This is a genomic window from Nocardia sp. NPDC006044 (assembly GCF_042871115.1).
Taxonomy (GTDB): Bacteria; Actinomycetota; Actinomycetes; order Mycobacteriales; family Mycobacteriaceae; genus Nocardia.
This window is the reverse complement of sequence record NZ_JBIAID010000004.1, coordinates 215,477-238,039: the sequence shown is the minus strand read 5'-3', so window position 1 is coordinate 238,039 and position 22,563 is coordinate 215,477. Positions and strand designations below refer to the sequence as shown.

Annotated in this window: 19 protein-coding genes; 6 read left to right on the top strand and 13 right to left on the bottom strand. The window is 69.2% G+C overall.

The genetic code is table 11. The annotated features are described in order from the left end of the window. Nucleotides 1-90 precede the first annotated feature (90 nt). A complete protein-coding gene (locus ACFYO1_RS32385) occupies nt 91-1,281 on the bottom strand; it encodes an MFS transporter (protein ID WP_387239394.1) in 1,191 nt (396 codons plus the stop codon). Nucleotides 1,282-1,358: 77 nt separating this feature from the next. Between ACFYO1_RS32385 and ACFYO1_RS32380 the strand changes: the two genes are divergently transcribed. Continuing rightward, nucleotides 1,359-2,114, top strand: a complete 756-nt coding sequence (locus ACFYO1_RS32380; RefSeq protein WP_387239391.1) for a DeoR/GlpR family DNA-binding transcription regulator — start codon at nt 1,359-1,361, stop codon at nt 2,112-2,114. 16 nt (nt 2,115-2,130) lie between these two features. On the opposite strand, the gene ACFYO1_RS32375 is transcribed toward ACFYO1_RS32380, so the two are convergent. Beyond that, nucleotides 2,131-2,643 carry a hypothetical protein gene (locus ACFYO1_RS32375; RefSeq protein WP_387239388.1) on the bottom strand — a complete coding sequence of 171 codons (513 nt, stop codon included), beginning with the start codon at nt 2,641-2,643 and terminating at the stop codon, nt 2,131-2,133. 147 nt (nt 2,644-2,790) lie between these two features. Between ACFYO1_RS32375 and ACFYO1_RS32370 the strand changes: the two genes are divergently transcribed. The 4 genes from ACFYO1_RS32370 (at nt 2,791) to ACFYO1_RS32355 (ending at nt 10,351) form a co-directional block, all read left to right on the top strand. Beyond that, the gene (locus ACFYO1_RS32370; RefSeq protein ID WP_364734833.1) at nt 2,791-2,928 is read left to right on the top strand and encodes a hypothetical protein; all 138 of its coding nucleotides are present in this window, start codon (nt 2,791-2,793) and stop codon (nt 2,926-2,928) included. A gap of 84 nt (nt 2,929-3,012) precedes the next feature. Then, nucleotides 3,013-4,374, top strand: a complete 1,362-nt coding sequence (locus tag ACFYO1_RS32365; RefSeq protein ID WP_387239384.1) for a DUF5933 domain-containing protein — start codon at nt 3,013-3,015, stop codon at nt 4,372-4,374. Between the two features lie 103 nt (nt 4,375-4,477). Next, nucleotides 4,478-5,947: a wax ester/triacylglycerol synthase family O-acyltransferase gene (locus ACFYO1_RS32360; RefSeq protein ID WP_387239381.1), complete on the top strand. Its 1,470-nt coding sequence runs from the start codon at nt 4,478-4,480 to the stop codon at nt 5,945-5,947. A gap of 150 nt (nt 5,948-6,097) precedes the next feature. Next, nucleotides 6,098-10,351 carry a MupA/Atu3671 family FMN-dependent luciferase-like monooxygenase gene (locus ACFYO1_RS32355; protein WP_387239378.1) on the top strand — a complete coding sequence of 1,418 codons (4,254 nt, stop codon included), beginning with the start codon at nt 6,098-6,100 and terminating at the stop codon, nt 10,349-10,351. A gap of 75 nt (nt 10,352-10,426) precedes the next feature. On the opposite strand, the gene ACFYO1_RS32350 is transcribed toward ACFYO1_RS32355, so the two are convergent. The 5 genes from ACFYO1_RS32350 to ACFYO1_RS32330 form a co-directional block, all read right to left on the bottom strand. Continuing rightward, the gene (locus tag ACFYO1_RS32350; protein ID WP_387239375.1) at nt 10,427-12,127 is read right to left on the bottom strand and encodes a DUF885 domain-containing protein; all 1,701 of its coding nucleotides are present in this window, start codon (nt 12,125-12,127) and stop codon (nt 10,427-10,429) included. A 38-nt stretch (nt 12,128-12,165) separates the two neighbouring features. Continuing rightward, entirely contained in the window at nt 12,166-13,674 is a 1,509-nt protein-coding gene (locus ACFYO1_RS32345) for an aldehyde dehydrogenase family protein (RefSeq protein WP_387239372.1), read from the bottom strand. 71 nt (nt 13,675-13,745) lie between these two features. Then, nucleotides 13,746-15,452 carry a dihydroxy-acid dehydratase gene (gene ilvD, locus ACFYO1_RS32340; RefSeq protein ID WP_387239369.1) on the bottom strand — a complete coding sequence of 569 codons (1,707 nt, stop codon included), beginning with the start codon at nt 15,450-15,452 and terminating at the stop codon, nt 13,746-13,748. Nucleotides 15,453-15,597: 145 nt separating this feature from the next. Continuing rightward, a complete protein-coding gene (locus tag ACFYO1_RS32335) occupies nt 15,598-16,293 on the bottom strand; it encodes a cation transporter (protein WP_387239366.1) in 696 nt (231 codons plus the stop codon). Beyond that, nucleotides 16,284-16,613, bottom strand: coding sequence for an ArsR/SmtB family transcription factor (locus ACFYO1_RS32330; protein WP_387239363.1), 330 nt, complete (start codon nt 16,611-16,613; stop codon nt 16,284-16,286). Before ACFYO1_RS32330 ends, ACFYO1_RS32335 begins: the two co-directional genes overlap by 10 nt. 93 nt (nt 16,614-16,706) lie before the next feature. On the opposite strand from ACFYO1_RS32330, the gene ACFYO1_RS32325 reads away from it, so the two are divergent. After that, nucleotides 16,707-17,120, top strand: coding sequence for a hypothetical protein (locus ACFYO1_RS32325; protein ID WP_387239359.1), 414 nt, complete (start codon nt 16,707-16,709; stop codon nt 17,118-17,120). Here the strand turns inward: ACFYO1_RS32325 and ACFYO1_RS32320 are convergent. From ACFYO1_RS32320 to ACFYO1_RS32295, 6 genes are read right to left on the bottom strand one after another with little or no spacing between them, the layout of a single operon-like run. Next, nucleotides 17,091-18,476, bottom strand: coding sequence for an AMP-binding protein (locus tag ACFYO1_RS32320; RefSeq protein ID WP_387239356.1), 1,386 nt, complete (start codon nt 18,474-18,476; stop codon nt 17,091-17,093). The two genes, ACFYO1_RS32325 and ACFYO1_RS32320, sit on opposite strands and share 30 nt — an antisense overlap. Beyond that, nucleotides 18,469-19,071 carry an energy-coupling factor transporter transmembrane component T family protein gene (locus ACFYO1_RS32315; RefSeq protein WP_387239353.1) on the bottom strand — a complete coding sequence of 201 codons (603 nt, stop codon included), beginning with the start codon at nt 19,069-19,071 and terminating at the stop codon, nt 18,469-18,471. Before ACFYO1_RS32315 ends, ACFYO1_RS32320 begins: the two co-directional genes overlap by 8 nt. Continuing rightward, nucleotides 19,068-19,748: an energy-coupling factor ABC transporter ATP-binding protein gene (locus ACFYO1_RS32310; protein WP_387239350.1), complete on the bottom strand. Its 681-nt coding sequence runs from the start codon at nt 19,746-19,748 to the stop codon at nt 19,068-19,070. The genes ACFYO1_RS32315 and ACFYO1_RS32310 overlap by 4 nt, the downstream gene beginning before the upstream one ends. Next, nucleotides 19,745-20,872 carry a thiolase family protein gene (locus ACFYO1_RS32305; RefSeq protein ID WP_387239347.1) on the bottom strand — a complete coding sequence of 376 codons (1,128 nt, stop codon included), beginning with the start codon at nt 20,870-20,872 and terminating at the stop codon, nt 19,745-19,747. The genes ACFYO1_RS32310 and ACFYO1_RS32305 overlap by 4 nt, the downstream gene beginning before the upstream one ends. Further along, a complete protein-coding gene (locus tag ACFYO1_RS32300; protein WP_387239344.1) occupies nt 20,869-21,984 on the bottom strand; it encodes a class I adenylate-forming enzyme family protein in 1,116 nt (371 codons plus the stop codon). The genes ACFYO1_RS32305 and ACFYO1_RS32300 overlap by 4 nt, the downstream gene beginning before the upstream one ends. Next, complete coding sequence (locus ACFYO1_RS32295) at nt 21,977-22,561, bottom strand: biotin transporter BioY (protein ID WP_387239341.1); 585 nt, start codon at nt 22,559-22,561, stop codon at nt 21,977-21,979. Before ACFYO1_RS32295 ends, ACFYO1_RS32300 begins: the two co-directional genes overlap by 8 nt. Between the last annotated feature and the right edge of the window lie 2 nt (nt 22,562-22,563).

Here is a 22,563-nt window from a genome sequence, read left to right as displayed (position 1 = left end):
GGCGGTACGACGCCGGTGGCGCTGACTCCCGTGTGCGTTAACGCGGTCATGCGGCGGCAAGTACGCCGATGTCGTTGTCGCCCAGGGCAATCAGCCCTTCACGGTCCCCGTGGCGACGGCGCGGGCGGTCGTCGCCGATCCGGGTCGTAGCACCTCGGCCGCACCGGCGGCGACGACGCAGAAGGCGACGGGCAACAGCAGGACGATGTTGAGCGGCGCGAGGTGGGTCAGCGGACCGACGATGGCGGGGCCGGCGAGTACGCCGAGGTAGCCGAGCCCGGCGACCCGAGCGACGTTGGCGCCCGCGGCATTTCGATCCGCATGACCCGCGGCACTGAACAATTGCGGGACACACCCGGACAATCCGGCCCCGAAGACCGTCCAGCCCAACAGCGCCAACGGAATCCACGGCGACAGCGCGGCCGTCATCAGGCCCAGCGCGGCCACCCCCGCTCCGTAGCGGAGGATCGCCACCGGTCCGAAACGAGTGGCGACGCGGTCGGCGAGCAGCCTGCCCACGGTCATCGCGGTGGCGAAAGCGCCGTAAGCCAGGGCCGCGGTGGCAGCCGGCGCCTCGAGCACATCACGCAGATGCAGCGCACTCCAGTCGTTCGCCACGCCCTCGCACAACATCAGCAGCAGTGCGAGACCGGCCAGCAACCAGATCCGCCGCGGTGTCCTCCGTCCGGCCGAGGTGTCGAAATCTGCTGCGGGCAGCGGCTTCTCGGGGCGCAGCAACGCGGGCGCGGCAACCGCCGCGCAGCCGAGGCCGAGCAACGCCGCCGCACCGAGCGCGGCCGCCGGACTCCAACCCCAGCTGAGCGTGCGCGCGCCGGCCAACGCGGCGAGCACACCGCCGAGCGAATACGTGGCATGGAACGCGGACATGACCGGCCGCCGATAACCGTGCTCGACCTGCACCGCGTGCGCATTCATCGCCACGTCCAGGCAACCGTTGCCGAACCCGAGCACGAGCAGCGAGACACCCAGGGTCCAGATGTTCGCGGACAGGCCGGGCAGAACCACCGCGGCCGAACACAACGCCGCGCTGATCGGCACCACACGGCGCGCACCGAACCGATCCGCGAGCGGACCCACCAGCCGCATGCCGACGAACGCACCCGCGCCGAGCAGCAGCAACAGCCACCCGAGCGCCGGATGACCGATCCCGGCCCGCCGCTCGACCACGGGAATGTGGACCACCCACATCCCGATCAGAAAACCGTTCAACGCGAAGAAGGCGAACGTGGCCAGCTGAGCGGCCCGCAATGATCCCTGCATGCTCACGAACATATCGGACAGAATCAATGTTCGAAACATTGACTTTTGAACACATTGAATGTTCGATTACGAGTGTGGTGAGCACAGACCGACTGAAACAGATCACCGAGGCCGTCCGCGAAGCAGGCGAGATCGGCGTAGCGGAACTGGCCGAGCGCACCGGCGCCTCGGAGATGACCATCCGCCGCGACCTCGAGACCCTGGCCGGTCAGGGCGTCCTCGAGCGTTATCGCGGCGGCGCCCGCTCACTCCTGCTGCGCGGCGACGAACCGCCCTTCGCGCTACGCGCCGGCGAGGGGCTGGAGACCAAGCGCCGCATCGCCATCGAGGTCGCCGCCCTGATCGCCGACGGCGAGTCGGTCGTCCTCGACAGCGGCACCACCTGCCTCGAGGTGGCCCGAGTCCTCGAACACCGCAGGCTGACCGTGCTCCCCCTGTCGCTGCACGCGGTGAACGCGCTCACCGCCGCCCCGCAGCTGACCCTGCTCGTCCCCGGCGGCACACCCCGCCCCGGCGAACTCGCACTGACCGGACCCCTGGCCCTCGCCTCGCTGGCCGCGCTCCGTTTCGATACCGCGATCCTCGGCTGTTGCGGACTCACCGCCGCCGACGGACTCACCGCCTACGACCTCGACGACGCCGCGATCAAACGCGCCGCGATCGCCGCGTCCCGCCGCGTCATCGTCGTCACCGAAGCCGCGAAACTCTCCCACACCGCACTCGCGTTCGTCGCGCCGGCCGCCGCGCTGCACGCGATCGTCACCGACGAGTCCGCCGCCCCCGGCGAGACGGCCGCGCTCGAAGCCGCCGGTGTCTCGGTGCGGCGGGTGTGACCAGGTCGCGACTACCTCACACGACCTCGAGATCGTAGGTGACCTCGGTCCAGAATCCGCCCGGCCCGTACTCGCCGCCGAGAGTGAGGATGTAGTCGCCGCGGCTGAGGTCGTCCAGGCCGCACCACAGGCCCCAGGCATTCGCCCGATAGCGCCCGGGCGGACCGAACGGACCGTCCGGGTCCGCGTCGATGAGGAACGGACTGCGGTTGGCGACCTCGCGCAACGGCAGCGTGACGCCGTTCAGTTCCGCGTGCCCGCTCGCCGTCGGCACCTCCGGCACGCGCCTGCCGAACAACGACGCTCGCTGGAGAATATTGAAGGCCGGGAAGAAGATCGGCCGTCCGTGCGGCACGGAACACTTCCTGGTCACCTTGCCGCCGAACGTCCCGGCCAGGAACCAGACGTCCGCGGGCTGCCCCTCCGCCGCGAACTCGCCGGTTTCGTCGCTGACCGGATTCCTGGCGGTGGGAATCGCCATGGCCCACTGCCACCATCGAGCCGCCAGCTCAATGTCCCTGCTCCGCATAACTACCCACCTTGATCATCGAGCCTTGAACCAGGTCAGGATAGTCATACGCGGAGCACATCGGCCCGGCGATCGGGGCGGGCAAAACTACGGCATGCCCTGGAATGTCCCCGTTTGAGCCCGATATCGCGGGGTAGCACAGGGGCCATGACTGCGAGAACGACCGCTCGGCTCGAGTCTCTGCCGCATGTGTTCGCCACCGCCGCGGTAGTGATCATCAACTCGGTCGGCGCCACTGCGACAGCGACGCTCGGCCTCATCTCCGCGCTGGTCCTGATGCTATGAGCCCGAGGGGCTCGCGCGGGCGTGCGAGCGGCGCGAGTTCACCGGGCCGCGTGGTCGTGTTCACATCGTGTTTACGATGTCCGAATGCTTATTCACGACGCGCCGGGAAGTCCGCCCCCACCCGCCGAACACTCGGGTGCTGAGCGGTTTCAGGAACGTCGCGTCCGACCGGCCGTCTTGGCCGGCGTCGCCGCCGCGGTGCTCGTGCTCGTCGCCGGCGAACTCATCGCCGCGCACATCCACGCGCTCGGGCCGCTGACCAGCCTGGTTCGCGATTACGTCGGCAGGCCCAAGTCCGCGACCACCTCGTGGGCCGGTTTCCTGCTCGCGCTCGTCGGCCTGACCACTCGCGTCCGGATCACCGCGCTCGCCGCGGCCATCGCCATCGACGTGGTGTTCGTGGTGATCCGGGCGATCGAGGGCAGGTTGTTCACCGTCGGCAACGGCCCGACCATCGTGCTCACCGCGCTCGCCGTGATCGCCGCGTGCCGCTGGTCCGGCGAACGCCGTCGAACCGCGCTGCGCGCCATCACTTTCGGCGCGCTGCTGATTCTCGCGACGAAGGTCGGCGAGATCTGGCTGGATATCACGGCGTGGGCCTGCCCGACGGTGCTCGACCCGTACGCGCAGCTCGCCGATCACGCGCTCGGCAATCCGTCCTGGTTCGTCGGGCACGTCCTGGACATCGCCGGGCCGGTGCCGCTCGGCGTGGTGCGCTGGGTGTATTTCGAGCTGCCGGTCGCGGCCATCGTGGTCGCCGTCTGGCAGTTGCGCGGCGTGACCACCGGTCCATGGCCACGCCACCACCTGGTGCGCACGTTCTTGGCGCTCGGGTTGATCGGCCCGCTCTGGTATGTGGTCTTCCCCGTCGTCGGGCCGGTGCTCGCCTTCGGACCGCAGGGGCACGGGCTGGAGATCGCCGATGTGTGGCCGAATATCGTTCCGCCACTGCCGTTCTCCCTCGACCCGATGCCCTTCGACGGCATCACCCCGCGCAACTGCATGCCGTCACTGCACACCGCGTGGGCGTTGTCGCTGTTCATCCACTCCCGCCGCGGACCGCTGTGGCTGCGGGTGGGCGGCGCGTTCTGGCTGGTCTGCACCCTGATCGCGACACTCGGTCTCGGCGCGCACTACGGCGTCGACCTGGTCGCGGGCGCGGCGCTGTGCCTGACCGTGGAATCCGCGCTGCGCGAGCCGGATCGCGGCTGGGATCACTACCGCGTCCGCGTGGTCGCCCTGGGTGTCGTCACCTTCGCGACCACCCTGCTGTCGGTTCGCTACCTCGCGCAGACGATGGCCGACCACCCGCTCGTGTCCGGCGCCGGCCTGCTCGGATTGCTTGCGGCGCTGGCCACGACGTTCTATCTGACCTGGTTCGCCCCGACCCGCCCGCAGCCCGCGGCCACCGAACCCGTCCCGCTCGACGACCGGATCACGCACTAGCCGGCCCCGGTTCGCGCAGCCGCCCGACCAAGGAGTTCGTTTCGGAGACTGCGCGGACCGGAGGTGCCATGCTCAGATCCTCAGCAGCAACAGAGGATCAACGATGAAGCAGCTCTCCGGCCTCGACGCCGCGTTCTTGTCGCTCGAGACGCACAACTCCACCGGGCACGTCGGCGGGTTGTGCGTGCTCGATCCGAGCGATTCGCCTACCGTCCTCGACTTGGCCGCGCTGACCGGTCTGCTCAGCGAGCGCGTGCCGCTGATACCGCTGCTGCATCAACGGCTGACGTATGTCCCGCTCGGCCTCGATCAGCCGTACTGGATCGACGACGAGAACTTCGACATCGAATACCACGTGCGGGAGATCTCGCTGCCCGCACCGGGTTCGGACGCGCAGCTGACCGAACAGGTGAGCCGGTTGCACGCGCGGCCGCTCGACCGGCGCAGGCCGCTGTGGGAGGCGTATCTCATCTCCGGGCTCGCCGAGGGGCGGCTCGCGGTGTACACCAAGATGCATCACGCGGCGATCGACGGGGTTTCCGGCGCCGAGCTGATGACGATCCTGCTCGATCTCACGCCGGAGGGCCGAAGGGTGCTTCCCACAACACCTTTCGCGCCGGAGCCCAAGCCGAGCAAACGAGCGATGCTCGCCCGGGCCGCGGTGTCGCTGGCTCGCAGTCCCGTACAGGCCGCGCGGATCGCCGGGGATCTCGGTCGCTCGTTGCCGATGGTCGGCAGCTACCTGACGCCTTACGTGGGTGCGATTCTCGGCCGCGAGCACGACGACGGCGCGGTGATCGCCAGCGCGGTCGGGCTCGCGCCGAAGACGCCGTTCAACCGGGAGATCACCCCGCACCGCCGGTTCGCCTTCCGCAGTGTCGATCTCGGCGACGTGAAGACGGTCAAGAACGCGTTCGGCATGTCGGTCAACGATGTCGTGATGGCCATGTCCGCCGGGGCGCTGCGGCGATGGCTGATCGATCACGACGCGCTGCCCGCCGTGCCGCTGGTCTCGATGATCCCGGTCTCCGTGCGCGACGAGAACAGCAAATCGGCACTGGGCAACAAGGTTTCGGCGATGCTCGCCTCCTTGCCCACCCATCTCGACGATCCGATCGCCCGCCTCACCGCCGTGCACCGGGCGACGAGGATCGCCAAGGCTCAGCAGGCCGCGATCCCGCCCGGCCTGATCGAGAACGTCACCGACTTCGCGCCGCCGGCGCTGGTCGCCCGCGCGGCCAGGGTCGCCTTCGCCATGGGCCTGCCGCACCGGATCCCGCCGTTCAATCTCGTCATCTCCAACGTCCCGGGCCCGAACGTCGACGTCTATCTGGCCGGCGCGAAAATGGTTGCCAACTACCCGCTTTCGGTCGTGATGGACGGCCAGGGCCTCAATATCACCGTCAGCAGCTCGGGCGGCCGCCTGCACTTCGGCCTGCTCGGCTGCCGTGAACTGGTCCCCGACATCGATGACATCGCCGGCCACCTCGTCACCGAACTGCAGATCCTGCTCCGCGGCGCGGATCAGCCGGACCTGGCGCCGGTCACCCCGATCCGCCGCGAGGAAGCCTGAGCGCTGGTGCCCGGCATTCTGTGGGCTTGTCGGGGTGCGGGCGGGGACGTTCACTGGTCGTGAATGCTGAGTCGAGTCGAGTGATCGTGAGATCTGTGCTCCGCTAGCCGGTGCGCCGCCTATGCCCACGGTTGCGGGGTTGGAGGCGCTGTGGCCGGAGCACGCGGGACGACGCTGGTGCGGATTCTGGCTGATCGGGCGGCGGAAACGCCTGACCGGGCGGCATATACGTATCTGTCCGAGGACGGCGGGGACCAGACGCTCGGTTATCGCGAGGTGTACGCGGCCGCGGCCGATATCGCGACGAAGGTGAGCGGCGCCGGCGCGCCGGGCGACCGGGTGCTGATCCCCTCGGTGTTCGGGCCGGACTTCCTGACGTCGTTCTTCGGGTGCATGATCGCCGGCCGGATTCCGGTGCCGGTGGCGAATCACCAACCGGGGTCGGCATTTTCGGATATGTCGGCGTTCGCGGCGCTGGCCTTGGACTGTACGGCGTCGGCGGTTCTGGCGCCGTCGGCGGTGGTGACCCAGTTGCGGGCCGCCAGCGCGGAGTATCCGCCGTTGGCCCGGCTGGCCTGGCTCAGCAGTGACGAGCCGGCCGGGCAGGCGTCGGAGCCGCTGGCGCTGGATCCGGACGGAGTTGCGTTCTTGCAGTACACATCCGGGTCCACCCGGGCACCACGCGGGGTCATGGTCAGTCACGCCAATCTGACGCACAATCTCGGTGTCATCGAAGCGGCGTTCGGCCATACGCCGGAGAGCAAGGGTGTCATCTGGTTACCCGCACACCATGACATGGGGCTCATCGGAGGGCTGCTGGAGCCGCTGTACGCGGGTTTCCCGGTGGTGCTGATGTCGCCGGAGGCGTTCATCCGGGATCCGCTCACCTGGCTGCGGGCCCTCTCCGAGCACGGCGGGACGACGAGTGGCGGGCCGAACGTCTGCTACGACTACAGCGTCCGGCGGGTGTCACCCGATGCTGCCGCGACCTTGGACCTGAGCCGGTGGGAGGTCGCGTTCGTCGCCGCCGAGCCGATCAATCTGCGTGCGCTGCAACGGTTTTCCGATCACTTCGCGCCCGCCGGCTTCCGGCCGGGCAGCATGATTCCCGGTTACGGGCTGGCGGAATCGACGCTGTTCGTCAGCGTGACCCCGCGCGGCGCCGGTGTGCGGTCGACGCGGATGTCCGGGCGCGACGTGGTCAGCTGCGGCGTGGTGTCGGGTGGCAGCGCGATCATCGTGGATCTGGCGGGGCATAGCCGGCTGGCGAACGGTGAGATCGGCGAGATCTGGCTGACCGGGCCGAGTGTCGCCGGCGGGTACTGGGGCAAGCAGGACGAGACCGAGGAGACGTTCCACGCTGAGCTGCCCGGCGATCCGGCGATCTATCTGCGCACCGGCGATCTCGGATTCCTGCATGACGACGAGCTTTTCGTGACCGGCCGGGTGAAGGAGCTGATCATCATCCGGGGGCGCAATATCGCGCCGCAGGACATCGAGTGGTCGATCGAGACGCAGCATCCGGCGTTGCGACGAGGGCGGTGCGCGGCCGTCGGCTGCGAGGTCGACGGGACCGAGGAGCTCGCCGTGCTGCTGGAAGTCGACGCGAGCAAGCTGGATGTGCCGCTCGGCGAGCTGGAAACCTCTATCCGGCAGACGATCTCGCAGTCCTACGGCCTCGACACGCACCGGGTGGTGTTCCTCTCCCCCGGCGAGTTGCCGAGGACGACCAGCGGCAAGGTGCAGCGGTTGAAGGCTAGAGACATGTTCCTGGCCGAGAAGGACCTTCCCGCAACGCCTTCGGTGCTCGATCAGCTCACCCGCTGGCTGGCGAATCAGACGGGTGTCGAGCCCGCGACCTTGGACGCCGGGAAACCGATGACCACGCTGGGTTTGGATTCGGTGAAGGCCGGCGAGTTCGGCGTCTACGTCGAGCGCGAGTTCGGTTATGCGGTCTCGGCCGAGCGGCTGTTCGAGGGGCTGACGATGGCCGACCTGGCGGCCGATATCGCTGGGCACCAAAGGGTTTCGAGCAGGCCGAGCCCGGTGACCGCTGCGCCACCCGCGACCGGATCATCCACCGCCCCGGTCGAATTCAGCCTGTTCTTCTTCGCCAGCGACGCGGAGCCGGACAACCCGGATCGCTACGGCCTGTTCCTCGACTGCGCAGAGTTCGCCGACACACACGATTTCCGCGCGGTCTGGCTGCCCGAGCGGCACTTTCACCGGTTCGGCGGCCTGTTCCCGAACCCGGCGGTGCTCGGCGGGGTGCTGGCGCGCACGACCGAACGGATACGCATCCGGGCGGGCAGTGTCGTGCTGCCGCTGCACGATCCGGTGCGGGTCGCCGAGGACTGGTCGGTCATCGACAACCTGTCCGGCGGACGGGTCGATATCGCGTTCGCCACCGGCTGGAACCCGGACGACTTCGTTTTGGCCGCAGCGGATTACGCCGACCGCGAGCAGGTGATGCTGTCCGGCGCGGACAAGGTCCGGCGGTTGTGGCGGCGCGAATCGATCAGCCTGCCGAACGGCAAGGGCGAGCAGATCGAGGTGCGCACCTTTCCGCCGGCGGTCCAGGCCGAACTGCCGCTGTGGATCACCTGTAGCGGCGGGGTCGGCCGATTCGAGCAGGCCGGTGCACTCGGCGCCAATGTGCTGACCGCGTTGCTGTTCCAGGACATCGACGAGCTGCGCACCAAAATCGAGGCGTACCGCAACGCCCGTGCGGCCCATGGCCACGACCCGCGGACCGGGCATGTCACGCTCATGCTGCACACCTTCCTCGACCCGGACGAGCGGACGGTCCGGCAGGTGGTGGAGCGGCCGTTCAAGAGCTATCTGCGCGACTCGGTGGACCTGTGGCGCCGCGGCGCGGAACCGCTGAACAATCTGAGTGAGGCCGAGCAGGACCGCGTCCTGGACTATGCCTTTGCCCGCTACTTCCACACCAGCGCGCTGCTCGGCACCCCGGAACGGGCCGCCGAGCTGATCGATCGGCTGGCCGCGGTGGGTGTCGACGAGATCGCCTGTCTCGTCGATTTCGGTGTCGACCGGGCACGGGTGCTCGGCGGACTGGGTCATCTCGCCGAGTTGCGAAACCGATGGCCCGGCAATCGGACTGCGAGCCTGCCGACGGAGCCGGCCCGGCCCGCCGAGCAACAGGACCTCGGCGCGTCCATCCGCAACCGGCACGCATTGGCCCACCGCAACAGCGGCGGCGTCCTCGCCAAGGCCCGCGACTTCGACCTCGCCCGCCGGTTGCGCGAGGCCGATCTGCTGCCCTTCTACCCGGACCTCAGCGAATTCGACGGTGCCACCTGCCGTTACGCAGGACGCGAACTGATCATGCTGGGCTCCAACAACTATCTCGGCCTCACGGCGGACACCCGGGTCCGGGAGGCGACAGCGGCCGCCGCACTGAAAGACGGGCCGAGCGTCACCGGTTCCCGGCTGATGAACGGCTCCACCCCGGCGCACGGCGACCTCGAACGGAAACTCGCCCGCTTCCTCGGCCGGCCCGACGCACTGCTGTTCACCACCGGCTATCAGGCGAATCTCGGCTTCCTGTCGGCGTTCATGGGCGAGGGCACCGTGCTGCTGGTCGACGAGGAATGCCACGCCTCCATCTACGACGGCGCCGCGATCGGCGGGTGCCGGCTGATCCAGTTCCGGCACAACGACATCGCCGATCTCGACCGCAGGTTGCGCACCGAACTGGGCGGGCTGCCCGCCATGGTGATGGTCGACGGCGTGTACTCGATGTCGGGCGATATCGCTCGCCTGGCCGAGGTTCGGGAGGTCTGCGACCGCCACGGCGTGCCGCTCGCGGTCGACGACGCGCACGGCCTCGGGATGATCGGCGCGACCGGCCGCGGCATCGAGGAAGAACTCGGGCTGCCCGGCGCGGCGGACATTCTCACCGGCACCTTCTCCAAGAGTCTCGCCTCGGTCGGCGGCTGGCTGGCCGGCCCGCACGACCTGATGGACTGGGTGCGGTACTACGGTCGCGCTCAGCTGTTCTCGGCCTCGATACCACCGCCGGCGGTCGCCGCCGCCGCTGCCGCCCTCGACGTCCTGGAAACCGAACCAGCCCGCATGACGAAGCTGCGCGAACTCTCCGCCTACTGGCGGAAGGGTTTGTCCGAGTTGGGCTTCGACACCGGAACGTCGCGCACCACCATCGTCCCGGTGCTCATCGGCGACGAACTCCGCTGCCTCCGATTCGCCAAACACCTTCTGGACGAAGGCGTTTACGGCAACTGCGTGCTCGCCCCCGCGGTGCCCGCCGAGCGCGCGATGATCCGCACCACGGTCACCGCCGTGCACGAGTACGACCACCTCGACAAAGCACTGGCGGTGTTCGCGAAGGTCGGCCGCGCGTTGCAGGTCATCGGCGACTGAGATTCGCGATGACGCGGGCCGACCTATCGGCCGCTCGCCCCTAGGGGCGGCAATTCCCCAGGGGCGAGCTAACTCTCAGAGTGCGGAGAGTTCCGCGACGAGATCGTCGAGGCCGAGCGAACCCTGGGACAGGGCGGCCATGTGCCACGCCTTCAGGTCGAAGGCCTCGCCGTGCGCGGCCTGTGCGGCGGCCCGGCCACGCAACCAGGCGCGCTCGCCGAGCTTGTATCCGATCGCCTGACCGGGCCAGCCGAGGTAGCGGACCAGCTCGCTGTCCAGGTGTTCGGGCGGCAGCCCGCAATACAGCGCGAAGAACTCCCTGGCGTTGTCCGGTTCCAGTTGTTCGCCGGGCCGGTACGGGGAGTCGGCCGGGTAGTCGAAGCCGACATGCAGCCCGATATCGAGGATCACCCGGAGTACCCGCAGCATCTGCGCGTTGAGATAGCCGAGGCGGTGACCGGGGTCGGTGAGGTAGCCGAGCTCGTCCATCAGGCGCTCGGCGTACAGCGCCCAGCCCTCCACGTTGGCGCTCACGTCGCCGAGGCTGACCTGATAGACGGACAGTTGATCCGCCAGGTGAACCCACTGCGCGATTTGCAGATGATGCCCGGGGACACCCTCGTGATACCAGGTGGTGATCAGACTCCACACCGGGATTCGGGCGGGGTCGAGCACCGGCAGCCAGGTGCGGCCCGGGCGGCTGAAGTCCAGTGACGGCTCGCTGTAGTAGGGCGCGGCGGCGCTGCCCGGCGGCGCGATCATCGACTCGATCCGCAGCAGCGGCTCGGCGAGATCGAAGTGCGTGCCTTGCAGGTCGGCGATGGCTCGATCCATCAGATCCTGCAGATAGCGGCGAGCGCTTTCCGGGTCGCCGAGCGCAGGCCCCTGCTGTTCCAGCCACTCCATGGCCTGGATCGGCGTCGAGCCCGGCAGCACCTTTTCCGCTTCGGCGCGCATCTGCGCGTCGACGTCGCGCAGCTGCTCCCACGCCCAGGTGTAGGCCTCGTCCAGATCGAGATCGGCGCCGCTCCAGTAGCGCACCCACCGCCGATAGCGCTCTCGACCTACCGTATCGGGGGCGTCGATCGCTTTCGGGCCGTAGACGTCGCGCAGCCAGTCGTGCAACTCCGCCACGGCGGCGTTGGCGCTGACGGCCGCCGAATCCAGTTCGGCGCGTAGCGATTCCGGCGCCGGGGCGACGAAATCGCCGAACCAGCCGCCCGGATTGTCCCCCGCGATCCATTCCTCGAATTGCCGGGTCACCGCGTCGACTTGCCGGGGCCCGGCCAGCAGGCCGCGGTCGATGCCCTCGGCGAGCGTGGACCGGTACTGGGCCAGCGCGACCGGTACCCGCTCGAGCCGGCGGCCGATGGCCCGCCATTGGGCCTCGGTGTCGGTCGGCAAGAGCGTGAACAGTTCGCGGAGGTCGTGCACCGGGGAGGCGATGTTGCGGATCGCCCGGAAATGCTCGCCGGCGTCGTGCACGGCCAGCTCGGCGGTGAGCCGCTCGCGCAGCAGGGTGGCGCAGCGCCGGTCGGTGACGTCCGGATAGCCGCCGGTGGGCTCGGCCGCATCGAGTTCGGCGAGGGTGGCGCGGGCCCGCGCGGCCTTCGCTTCGATACCGGACGGCGACAGATCGGGGAGCCGGTCGTCGTCGAGGTCGCGTCCGAGCCGGACCGCGATCAGCGGATCGAGCTCGGCCAGGGCGTCGACATACGCGTCCGCGATGCCGCGCGCCGTCCGCACAGGAGTCGAATCGGTTGTGGTCTCATCCATTTCACCGACTCTGCTCGCATTCGCCGCCCGTGACAAGGTCAAACACGCCCGTAGAGAATTCGGGCCGCGGCGACCAGCAGGCGATTGTCCAGCGGGCGGCGAGTGAAGGTGGTCGTGCGTACCGGATTCGTAAAACGCTGGCGGGTAATGGCTTTGGCGGCGGTCCACTCGCGTAGCCCGTCCGGTCCGTGGATCCGGCCAAACCCGGAGTTGCCCACACCGCCGTACGGGAGCGCGGGGACGCCGGCGTAGGCGACGACCGAGTTCACCGAGGTCATCCCGGAGCGCAGGCGCCGGGCCAGCTCCACGCCGCGGGCCCGGGCGAAGACCGCGCCGCCGAGGCCGAAGCCGGTGGCGTTCGATTTGGCCAGGGCCTCGTCCATGTCGGCGACCTTGGTGACGACCAGCACGGGTCCGAAGGTTTCCGCGCGAACGACCAGGGCGTCCTCCGGGACGTCCACCAGAATGGTCGGCTGGATGTAGCGGTCGCCGAGACCATCGAGGCCGCCGGTCAGCGCCTTGCCGCCGCGTTCCAGTGCGTCGGCGATGTGCTCGCGGACGACTTCCACCTGTTCCGGCATGGTGATCGGGCCGATCGGTTGTCCCGCACCGGCTTTCAGTGTGCCGGTGATCGCGACGACCTGTTCGACGAACGCGTCGTAGACCCGCTCGTGCACGTACGCGCGCTCCACCGAAATGCAGACCTGCCCGGCGTTGTTCATCGAGCCCCACACCGCCGCGTCGGCCGCTGCCGCCAGATCCGCGTCCTCGTCCACCACCAGGACATCCGAGGCGCCGGCGTCGACGAGCACCGGGGTAAGCGTTTCGGCGCAGGCGGCCAAGACCTTTCGCGCGGTGGGCAGCGAGCCGGTGAAACTGATCTTGTCGACACCGGAGCGGCACAGCGCCTCGCCGGTCGTGTCGGCGCCGGTGACGGTCTGGAACAACCGGTCGTCCCCGGCGACCCGGCCGAAGCTCGCGGCCAGCCACTCCCCGATCCCCGGTGTGTACTCACTGTGCTTGAGCACCACGGCATTTCCGCCCGCCAGCGCGTACGCGGCCGTGCCGACCGGACCGAAAAGCGGAAAGTCCCATGGGCCGAGAATGCCGATCACGCCCAGCGGCCGATACTCGAGCCGGGCCGACTGATTCACCATGAACAGCCCGGACGGAACTCGGCACGGGCCGAGCACCTTTCGCGCGTGCTTGGCGGCCCAGTCGATGTGCTGGAGCGCGACGATCGCCTCGATCATCGCGTCGGCCTTCGGTTTTCCGTTCTCCGCGTGCACCAGGTCGGACAACTCGGTGCGGCGCTTCACCAGCGACGAGCGCCACGCCAGCAGGACCCGTTTGCGTTCGTCGAACCCGAGTTCGGCCCACGTCTCCTGCGCCGCACGAGCCTGCCGGACCGCCGCGCCGACCTCGGCCGCGGAGTGCACCGGATAGGTGCCGACCACCGTGCCGTTCGCCGGATCGTACGACGCGAAGCTTTCCCCCACCTCGGCGGTGAAACCCTCAACCGACACACCCGGCTGTCCATCGATCACCTGAAAAGTGTTATCGACCCTCAGGGTTTCCGAAAGACGCCAGTCGCGGGGGCACCCCCCCCCACACAGCCCTACCCGCAGACCGCCCCGTTGGACGCGGAGCCGACCAACTTCGAGTATTTGGCGAGCACGCCGCGGGTGTAGCGCGGCGGCAGCGGTTCCCAGCCCTCGGCGCGGCGGGCGAGTTCCGCGGCATCGATCAGCAGGTCGAGGGTGCCCGCGCCGACATCGAGGCGGATCTGGTCCCCGTCGCGGACGAACGCGATCGGGCCGCCGTCGACCGCCTCCGGCGCGACGTGCCCGACGCACAGCCCGGTGGTGCCGCCGGAGAAGCGTCCGTCGGTGAGCAGCAGGACGTCCTTGCCGAGGCCGGCGCCCTTGATCGCCGCGGTGATCGCGAGCATCTCGCGCATGCCCGGGCCGCCCTTCGGGCCCTCGTAGCGGATGACGACCACGTCGCCCGCCGCGATGGTGCCGTCCTCGAGCGCGTCCATCGCCGCTCGCTCACGATCGAAAACCCTTGCCGTGCCGGTGAACACGTCCGAGTCGAAGCCGGCCGACTTGACCACGGCGCCGCCGGGCGCGAGCGTGCCCTCCAGGATGGTGATGCCACCGGTCGGGTGGATCGGCGAGGTCAGCACCCGCACGACCTTGCCGTCGGGGTCCGGCGGCGCGATCTCGGCGAGGTTCTCCGCCACGGTCCGGCCGGTCACGGTGAGGCAATCCCCGTGCAGCAGACCGGCATCGAGCAACACCTTCATCATCACCGGCACGCCGCCGACCCGGTCGATGTCGGTCATCACGTGCCTGCCGAAGGGTTTCACGTCGGCCAGGTGCGGCACCCGGCGGCCGATCCGCGCGAAATCGGCCAGCTTCAGGTCGACGTTCGCCTCGTGGGCGATCGCGAGCAGGTGCAGCACGGCGTTGGTGGAGCCGCCGAAGGCCATCACGACGGCGATGGCGTTCTCGAACGCTTCCTTGGTCAGGATGTCGGAGGTGGTGATGCCGCGGCGGAGCAGTTCCACCACCGCTTCGCCGCTGCGCCGGGCGTAACCGTCGCGGCGGCGGTCGGTCGCGGGCGGGGCCGCGCTGCCGGGCAGCGACATGCCCATCGCCTCGGCCGCGCTGGCCATGGTGTTCGCGGTGTACATGCCGCCGCAGGCGCCTTCGCCGGGACAGATGGCGCGCTCGATGGCGTCCACGTCCGCGCGGCTCATCAGCCCGCGCGAGCAGGCGCCGACCGCCTCGAACGCGTCGATGATGGTCACCTCCCGTTCGCTGCCGTCGGACATCTTCGCGATGCCGGGCAGGATCGAGCCGGCGTAGAGGAACACGCCGGCCAGGTTCAGCCGCGCGGCCGCCATCAGCATGCCCGGCAGCGACTTGTCGCAGCCGGCCAGCAGGACCGAGCCGTCGAGCCGTTCGGCCTGCATGACTGTCTCGACGCTGTCGGCGATCACCTCGCGCGAGACCAGGGAGAAGTGCATCCCCTCGTGGCCCATGGAGATGCCGTCGGACACCGAGATGGTGCCGAACTGCATCGGGTACCCGCCCGCGGCGAACACGCCGTCCTTGGCGGCGCGGGCGAGCCGGTCGAGCGAGAGGTTGCACGGGGTGATCTCGTTCCACGACGAGGCCACGCCGATCTGCGGCTTCTCCCAGTCGTCGTCGCCCATGCCGACCGCGCGCAGCATGCCGCGGGCGGCGGTTTTCTCCAGGCCGTCGGTGACGTCGCGGCTGCGGGGCTTGATATCGGGGGCGTTCGGATCTGTGGGCACGATTGCCCATCATCCTCCGGTTCGATTCGAATACCGCGGCGCCCACGCCCGTGGATATTCGAGGGAGGTGATGTACGGGGTGGTCGGCGGCCTGTGGCGATCGAATCCGCCTGGCCTGCGTTGCGCGCCGCGGGGCAGGTCCGCCTCAGCAGCACTCGCAGTCGGGCCCGGCAGCTTCGGACCGGCCTGCCGCGATCGGCGTGGCGCAGCACGTGTCACCTCGCCACGCGTCGCGCCCCTCCTTGATCGCGATGACTGCGATGACGAGTGCCGCGATCGGGTCCGCCCAAGACCAGCCGAGCACACTGTTGAGCAGCAGCCCGGCCAGCAGCACCGCCGAGAGGTAGGTGCACAGCAACGTCTGCTTCGAATCCGCGACGGCGGTCAGCGAGCCCAGCTCCCGGCCGGCCCGCCGTTGCGCGAACGAGAGCACCGGCATCACTGTCAAACTCGCTGCGGCCAAGGCGATCCCGATGATCGAATGCCGCGCCTCGTCGAGCCCGAGCAGCGAGCGAACCGCGTCCACGCTGACGTACAGCGCCAGCGCGAAGAACGAGAAAGCGATGATCCGCAACGTAACCCGTTCGCGCGCTTCGGGATCCTTACCGGAGAACTGCCACGCCACCGCCGCCGCGGACGACACCTCGATCACCGAATCGAGTCCGAACCCGATCAACGCCGTCGAAGACACCCGAGTGCCCTCGCTCAACGCGATCACCGCCTCGATCACGTTGTAGGTGATCGTCGCGGCCACAAACCATCGGATTCGCCGCGAAAGAACTTGCCGGCGTTCCGAATTCGGCACACTCGGCAACCCGAGGTTCGATGTCGTCAACAGCACCCCTCGCTATCGGAGTCCGGACAGCAGGCCGGATCGACCGCCAGCACCAGCCCGACCAGATCATCGAGCGCCCGGCCGATCCGTGGATCCGCCAGCTCATACCGGCTCCGCCGCCCCTCCGGCACCGCCACCACCAGCCCGCAGCCGCGCAGACAGGCCAGGTGATTCGACAGGATCTGCCGGGACACACCGATGCGATCGGCAAGGTCGGACGGATAACTCGGCGCGGTCCGCAACGCGAGCAGGATCTGCGATCGCGTCGAGTCCGACAGCGCGTACCCGAACCGCGACAACGCGTCACTGTGCACCACTGTGGCCATTCACAGATGGTACAGATATTTCTGTATTCACGTCAATCTGTACTGTTGTCCTCGGTACGCTCGGAGCGGTCTACAGGAGCGGAGGAGGGTGCGGTGCCGCCGATGCTGGCGCAGACCTTGACGAGGCTCGGCGCAGTCGACGATCGAACGAGCTTCGACCGACCGGTGGCGCGGGTCGGCGGTCTGTCCACCGTGTGGGAGCTGCTCAGGGCCGCGGATATGGTGCTGGACGTAGGTGAACTCGGGCCGGAGACGGTGCGAGAGTGGCTGCGCACGTTGCCGATCGCCGAATCCGAGTGGGTCGCGGTCGCATGGCCTGCCGACGCCACCACGGTGCGCATGCGGTTCGATCAGTTCGCCGACTGCTTCGACGACCTCTGGTATCCCGCACAAGATGATGTCGTGGTCGTGGCCGAGCGGAACGGCGCCGTCGATGTCCTCGTGCTCGGCCATGAAGAGCGTTTCGCTTATCGGGCGCTAAGCGCGTCGATCCCGTTCGAGGGCTGAGGCGAGGGCAGTGCGGTCGAGCTTTCCGCGCGGTGTGCGCGGGAGACTGTCGAGCAACAGGACCTGCACCGGGATACTCGGGCTCGGCAGGGTCGCGCGGAGGTGGCGCCAGATCTCGTCTATGTGCGGGGCGGTTGCGTCTACGACTATCGCGGCGGCGGGTGCCTCACCCATGCGGGGATCGGGGACGGCGATGCAGGCGGCTTCGGTGATGCCGGGAAGTGCGGTCAGGGCTGATTCGATCGCCGCCGGTTCCACATTGAGGCCGGCGCGGATGAGCATTTCGCTGCTTCGGCCGAACAGGTGCAGTTCATTGCCGAGCACTCGACCTCTGTCCCCCACCGACATCCAGCCGTCGACCGGGCCATCGGCGATGCCGTGTTCGGTGAGATAGCCGTCGAAGAGCATGTTGCTGCGGACGAATACCAGCCCGTCGCGGATGTCGACGTCGACGCCGTCGAAGAGGCGACCCGCAGAGTTCTCGTCGGCGTCGCCCAGTCCTCGATCGAAGGAGACGAAGCTCAGTTCCGAGGCGCCATAGAAGTGCACCAGGGCGGCGTTCGGCAGAACCTCTTGCAGCGCTTGCCTTCCCGTACGCGGCCAGCGCGCCGCGGAGGACAGGACCTCCCGCACACCGGGGAACGGGCCGGCGCCGGACCGGACTACGTCCCAGGCGATGGTCGGCACCGAATACAGATGCGTCGCACCGGCTTCGAGCGATTCGACGACCGGGCGGAGGTCGACTGCCGCGCCGCGGGTCAGCGCGTGCAGCGCGCCGTAGAGGAAGTGGGTGTGGTCGAGGACGCCCGGGGTCGACACGAGGTCCCGGGGGCCGATGTCGAAGGTCGCGTCGGAGCGGTCCAAGGTGGTGGCCCAGGAGCGCTGGTTGCGTACGAAGAGTTTCGGGTCCCCCGTGGTGCCGGAGGTGATGCCGACCAGCAGTTCGGTGCCGGGCAGAGCGCGAGCGGGCGAGCCGTCGGATTCCAGCTCGGCAGCGGTCTGGATTGCTCCGTCGTGTCCCATCTTTCGCAGCCGGCGGTGTTGTGCGGCCGACGCGACGACGGCGCCCGGTTTCGCGAGGCCGAGGACGCGAGCCAGCTGCTCGGGCAGCAGATGCCGGTGCAGCAGGACGATACTGACGCCCGCGTGCATCGCCGCGGTTACCGCGACCAGCGATTCGATGTCCGAGGTCGGCAGCACCGCAACGCGATTCATGCCGGCGAGACCGGCGGCGGTGCGACTGACGCGGGACCAGAATTCGCGGTAGCCGATGCGTTCACGGGCGGAGATGATGGCGAGCGAGTCCGGGGATTCGGCGACGCGGCGGGCAATGCGTTCGGCCGGCAGCTCAGTCATCGTCGACTCCTCTCGCCGCGAGGGCGTCGCCCATCGCATCGGCGGTACGCAGCGCACGTACCAGTACCGGCGTCGCGAGCGCGGTCATCGACCATTGCAGGCCCCGGGCCCGTCGCGCCTCCGCCACCTCGTGCACGATTCCGGCCAGCAGGGGAACACACCGGATAGCAAGTGCCAGAAGCAAACCGACACGATCCGGGTCGACGCCGAACCCGCGCAACGGGCCGAGCGCGCGCGTCACCGTGTCGAGCAGGTCGGTCACCCGCGTGGTGAGCGTGACCAGCGCAGCGAGCGCCACCGAGATCAGCAGCACACCGCATACCACGACGGCTCGCGCGGGCGAGGTGATCAGCACCTGGAACACGGCGATGATCAACAGCATCCACACCATCGGACGCAGTTGCGCCAGAGCGACTTTCGCCGGGATACGCGCCAGCGCGAACAACCCGGCGACCGCCACACCGACCACGCCGACCTCGATCGGGTTGCGCACGAACACCGTTGCCGCCACGATCGACACGATCAGCAGCAGCAGTTTTGCCCCGGCGGGCATCCGGTGCAGCAGCGAGTCGCCCGGACGGTAGAGCCCGATCATTCGATCAGTTCCCGGTAGGCGGGGACGGCGGCGGCGGGTGTGCCGTCGAACGCCACCAGACCGTCGTCGATCACGATGACCCGTTCGAAACCGTCCAGCAGCGCGAGCTGATGGGTCACGACGATCACCTGCTGATCCAGCGCGTCCAGCGCGTCGGCGACCACCCTGGCGTTACGCAGATCCAGCAGCGTGGTCGGCTCGTCGGCGATGATCACCTCGGGCCTGCGGATGAGGACCGCGCCGATGGCCAGCAGTTGCTTCTGCCCGCCGGACAGCAGATGCGAGGGATGGTCGCCGTGCTCGTGCAGCCGGAACCGGACCAGCATCTCCTCGACCCGATCCGCGACCTCCTGCTTGCTCAAACCCGTTCTGCGCAAGGAGAAAGCGAGATCCTCGGCGACGGTCGGCATGACGATCTGCGTGTCCGGGTCGGTGAACACGAAGCCGACCTTGCGCCGCACCTGCCCGCCCTTACGGGCCGCGTCGAGCCCGTCGACCGTGACGGTGCCCGACGTCGGCGCCAGCAGGCCGTTGATCATCCGGGCGAGCGTCGACTTACCCGAACCGTTCGCGCCGATGATCCCGACCCGGCGCTCGGTGATCCGAAGGTCGATGCCGCGCAAGACTTTCCGATCACCGAAACTATGCGTCACCGAAGAGAAGACGATCTCACTCACGACACCCGCTCCACCAGCATCGCCACTCCTTGCCCACCGCCGATGGCGCACGCGGCCAGCCCGAGCGCAGGCCCGTCCGCGCGCAACATCTGACTCGCCAACCGCACCAGCAGGACGGCCCCCGACGCGCCCCACGGATGCCCCATCGCGATCGCTCCACCCTGCGGGCAGATCGTCGATTCGTCCAACCCGAGCTCGTCCGACACCGCGAGCACCACCGACGCGAAGGCCTCGGTGATCTCCACGATCCCCAGCTGCGCCGCGTCGACTCCGGTGCGCCGCAACAGCTTCCGGATCGCCGGAACCGGCCCGAGCCCCGGATACGCGGGGTCGGACCCGGCGACCGCCGATCCGAGCACCCGCAGCGCGGGCAACCCACCGGCCAGCGACTCGGTGGTCACCGCCAGCACCGCCGCTCCGTCGGATATGCCGCACGAGTTGCCCGCCGTCGCCGTCCCCTCGGCACCGAAACTAGGCCGCAGCCGCGCGAGCCGCGCCTCGGTCATGCCCGACCGGATACGTTCGTCGCGGCGCACCTCCCCGATCGGCACGATCTCCGCCGAAAAGTCCGTCGCCGCAGCAAGATTGTGCGAACGCGCCGCATAGGCGTCCTGCCGTTCTCTGCTGATCCCCCGGACCCGCGCCACATCGTCCGCCGCGACGCCCATGTCGGGATCCGGAAAGCCCTGCGGCGCAAAGGGAGCGCGGGTGTACCGCACCGGATCGGCCCCCGCGACCGGCGGCCAGAACCGCCACGGCGCGGTACTCGCCGACTCGACCCCACCCGCGAGAATCAGCTCGTCGTCCCCGCTGCGCACGCGCATCGCCGCCTGCATCACCGCGTCCAGCCCGGACCCGCACTGGCGATCCACCGTGACCCCGGGAACCTCGACGCCGAGACCGGCCGCCAACGCCGCGTTCCGGGCCGGGTCTCCACCGGGTCCCAGGCAATTACCGAGCACGACATCGTCCACCTCGGCCTCGATACCCGCACCGCGCACCGTGGACAACACTTCGCGCAATACCGGCGCGGCCAGATCGGTGGTGGTCAGCTCCGCGAAACCGTGCCCAGCGTTGCCGATCGGCGTTCGACGCGGCGCTATCAGCACGGGAACCGAGTTCATGCCAGCAAGTCTTTCAGCTGCCCCCGCGCGACCTTTCCACTGGCGGTCCGGGGCAGCGCCGGCAGCGGCACCCAGCGCCGCGGCATCGCCTCTTTCATCAGCAGCCCGCGCGCCTGCGCCCGCACCGCGTCGAGCCCGACCCCATCGAGTTGCACTGCGGCCGTGACGATCTCACCGAAGACCGCGTGCGGCGACCCGACCACGGCCACGGCGGCGACGCCGTCGAGCGTCCCGAGCACGCGCTCGACATCCTCGGCGACCACGGTGGTGCCGCCGACATTGATCGCGGATTCGCCCCGCCCGCGCACGACGAGTTCCCGGTCCGGACCGAGTTCGGCCAGGTCGCCGACGCCGAACCAGTCGGGAGCCCCGAGCACGCGGTACGGAGTCCGCACATACAGCAGCCCGTCGCGAACGTCGGCATCGACCTCGTCCAGCAGCCGAAGCGGCGCCGGCACCCGCCGAGCCGCGACGAGCGAAACCTCCGCCGACCCGTAGTACTCGATGATCGAGACGCCGTCGGCCGCCGCACGAGCACCGTCGTCCAGCGCGATGCCCGCGACGATCGCCGTCCGCAGCGCCGGCGCCCTGCCGACCACGTCGCGCAGGACAGCGGGCACCGCGTGCACCACCGTGGCCCGCGCCGGATCGTCGGTCACACACGCGCCCCGCCACAGCGCGTGCAGCGCGCCGAACAGATGCATGGTCGCGTGCAAGGGGCCGGTGATGAGCACCCGGTCCGCCGCCTCGACCCCGGTGATCGCGGTGAACGCCGGAAAACTGTCATACCAGGACGCCGCGGTGCGGGCCAGCGGCCGGGGGCGCCCGGTCGACCCTGACGTCGTCACCAGCAGAAACGCGGTCGGCGGAATATCCGGCCGAACCGCACGCGCCTCGGGATTCTCGACGATCACCGGCACACCCCGCCGAGCCGCCGCACACACACAGATCAGCGCGTCCGGAACCGGCAGCGCCGACGCGTCGTACACCGCGGCGGTCTCCCGATCGATCCATTCGTCGATCGCGCGGTCGAGCTCGCCGTAACTGTAAGCGCGGCCGCCGAATTCGATGGCCGGCTGCGCGCCGGACCCACCGAGTTCCGGACTACGCACGAATCAGCCCGGGGTACGCGCGGTGCACACCCTTGGCGACCACCGTCGCGACCACAACCTTGGCCAGGTCGCCGGGAATGAACGCGAAGTTGGTGCTGACGGCGTGCGCGAAGTCCAGATCGGTGCGCAGCAGCAGACCGAGCGTGCCGAAGAGGTAGATGACCAGGATCCCGCCGAGAGCGTTGATCAGCAGGCCGAGCACCACCGGGTATCTGGGCAGGATCCGGGCGGTGAGCAGCCCGATGACCAGCGCGGCAGGCGCCCAGCCGACGAGGTATCCGGCGCTCGGCCCGGCCATCGCGGTCAGACCCGTGCGCCCACCCGAGAGCAGCGGCAGTCCGATCATCGTCAGCGCGAGGAACACCAGCACCGCGGCCGTCCCCTTGCGCGCGCCGAGCACCGCGCCGGCCAGGATGACACCGAGCGTCTGCACCGTGATCGGCACACCGCTGAATCCGACCGTGATCGCGCCCGGCAAGCCCATCGCCGCGATCAGCGCGGCGAAGACCGCTACCTGCGCGATGTCCCGCGCGGAAAAGGCAACTCTCGAACGACGAGAGTTCTCGACACCGTCCACGA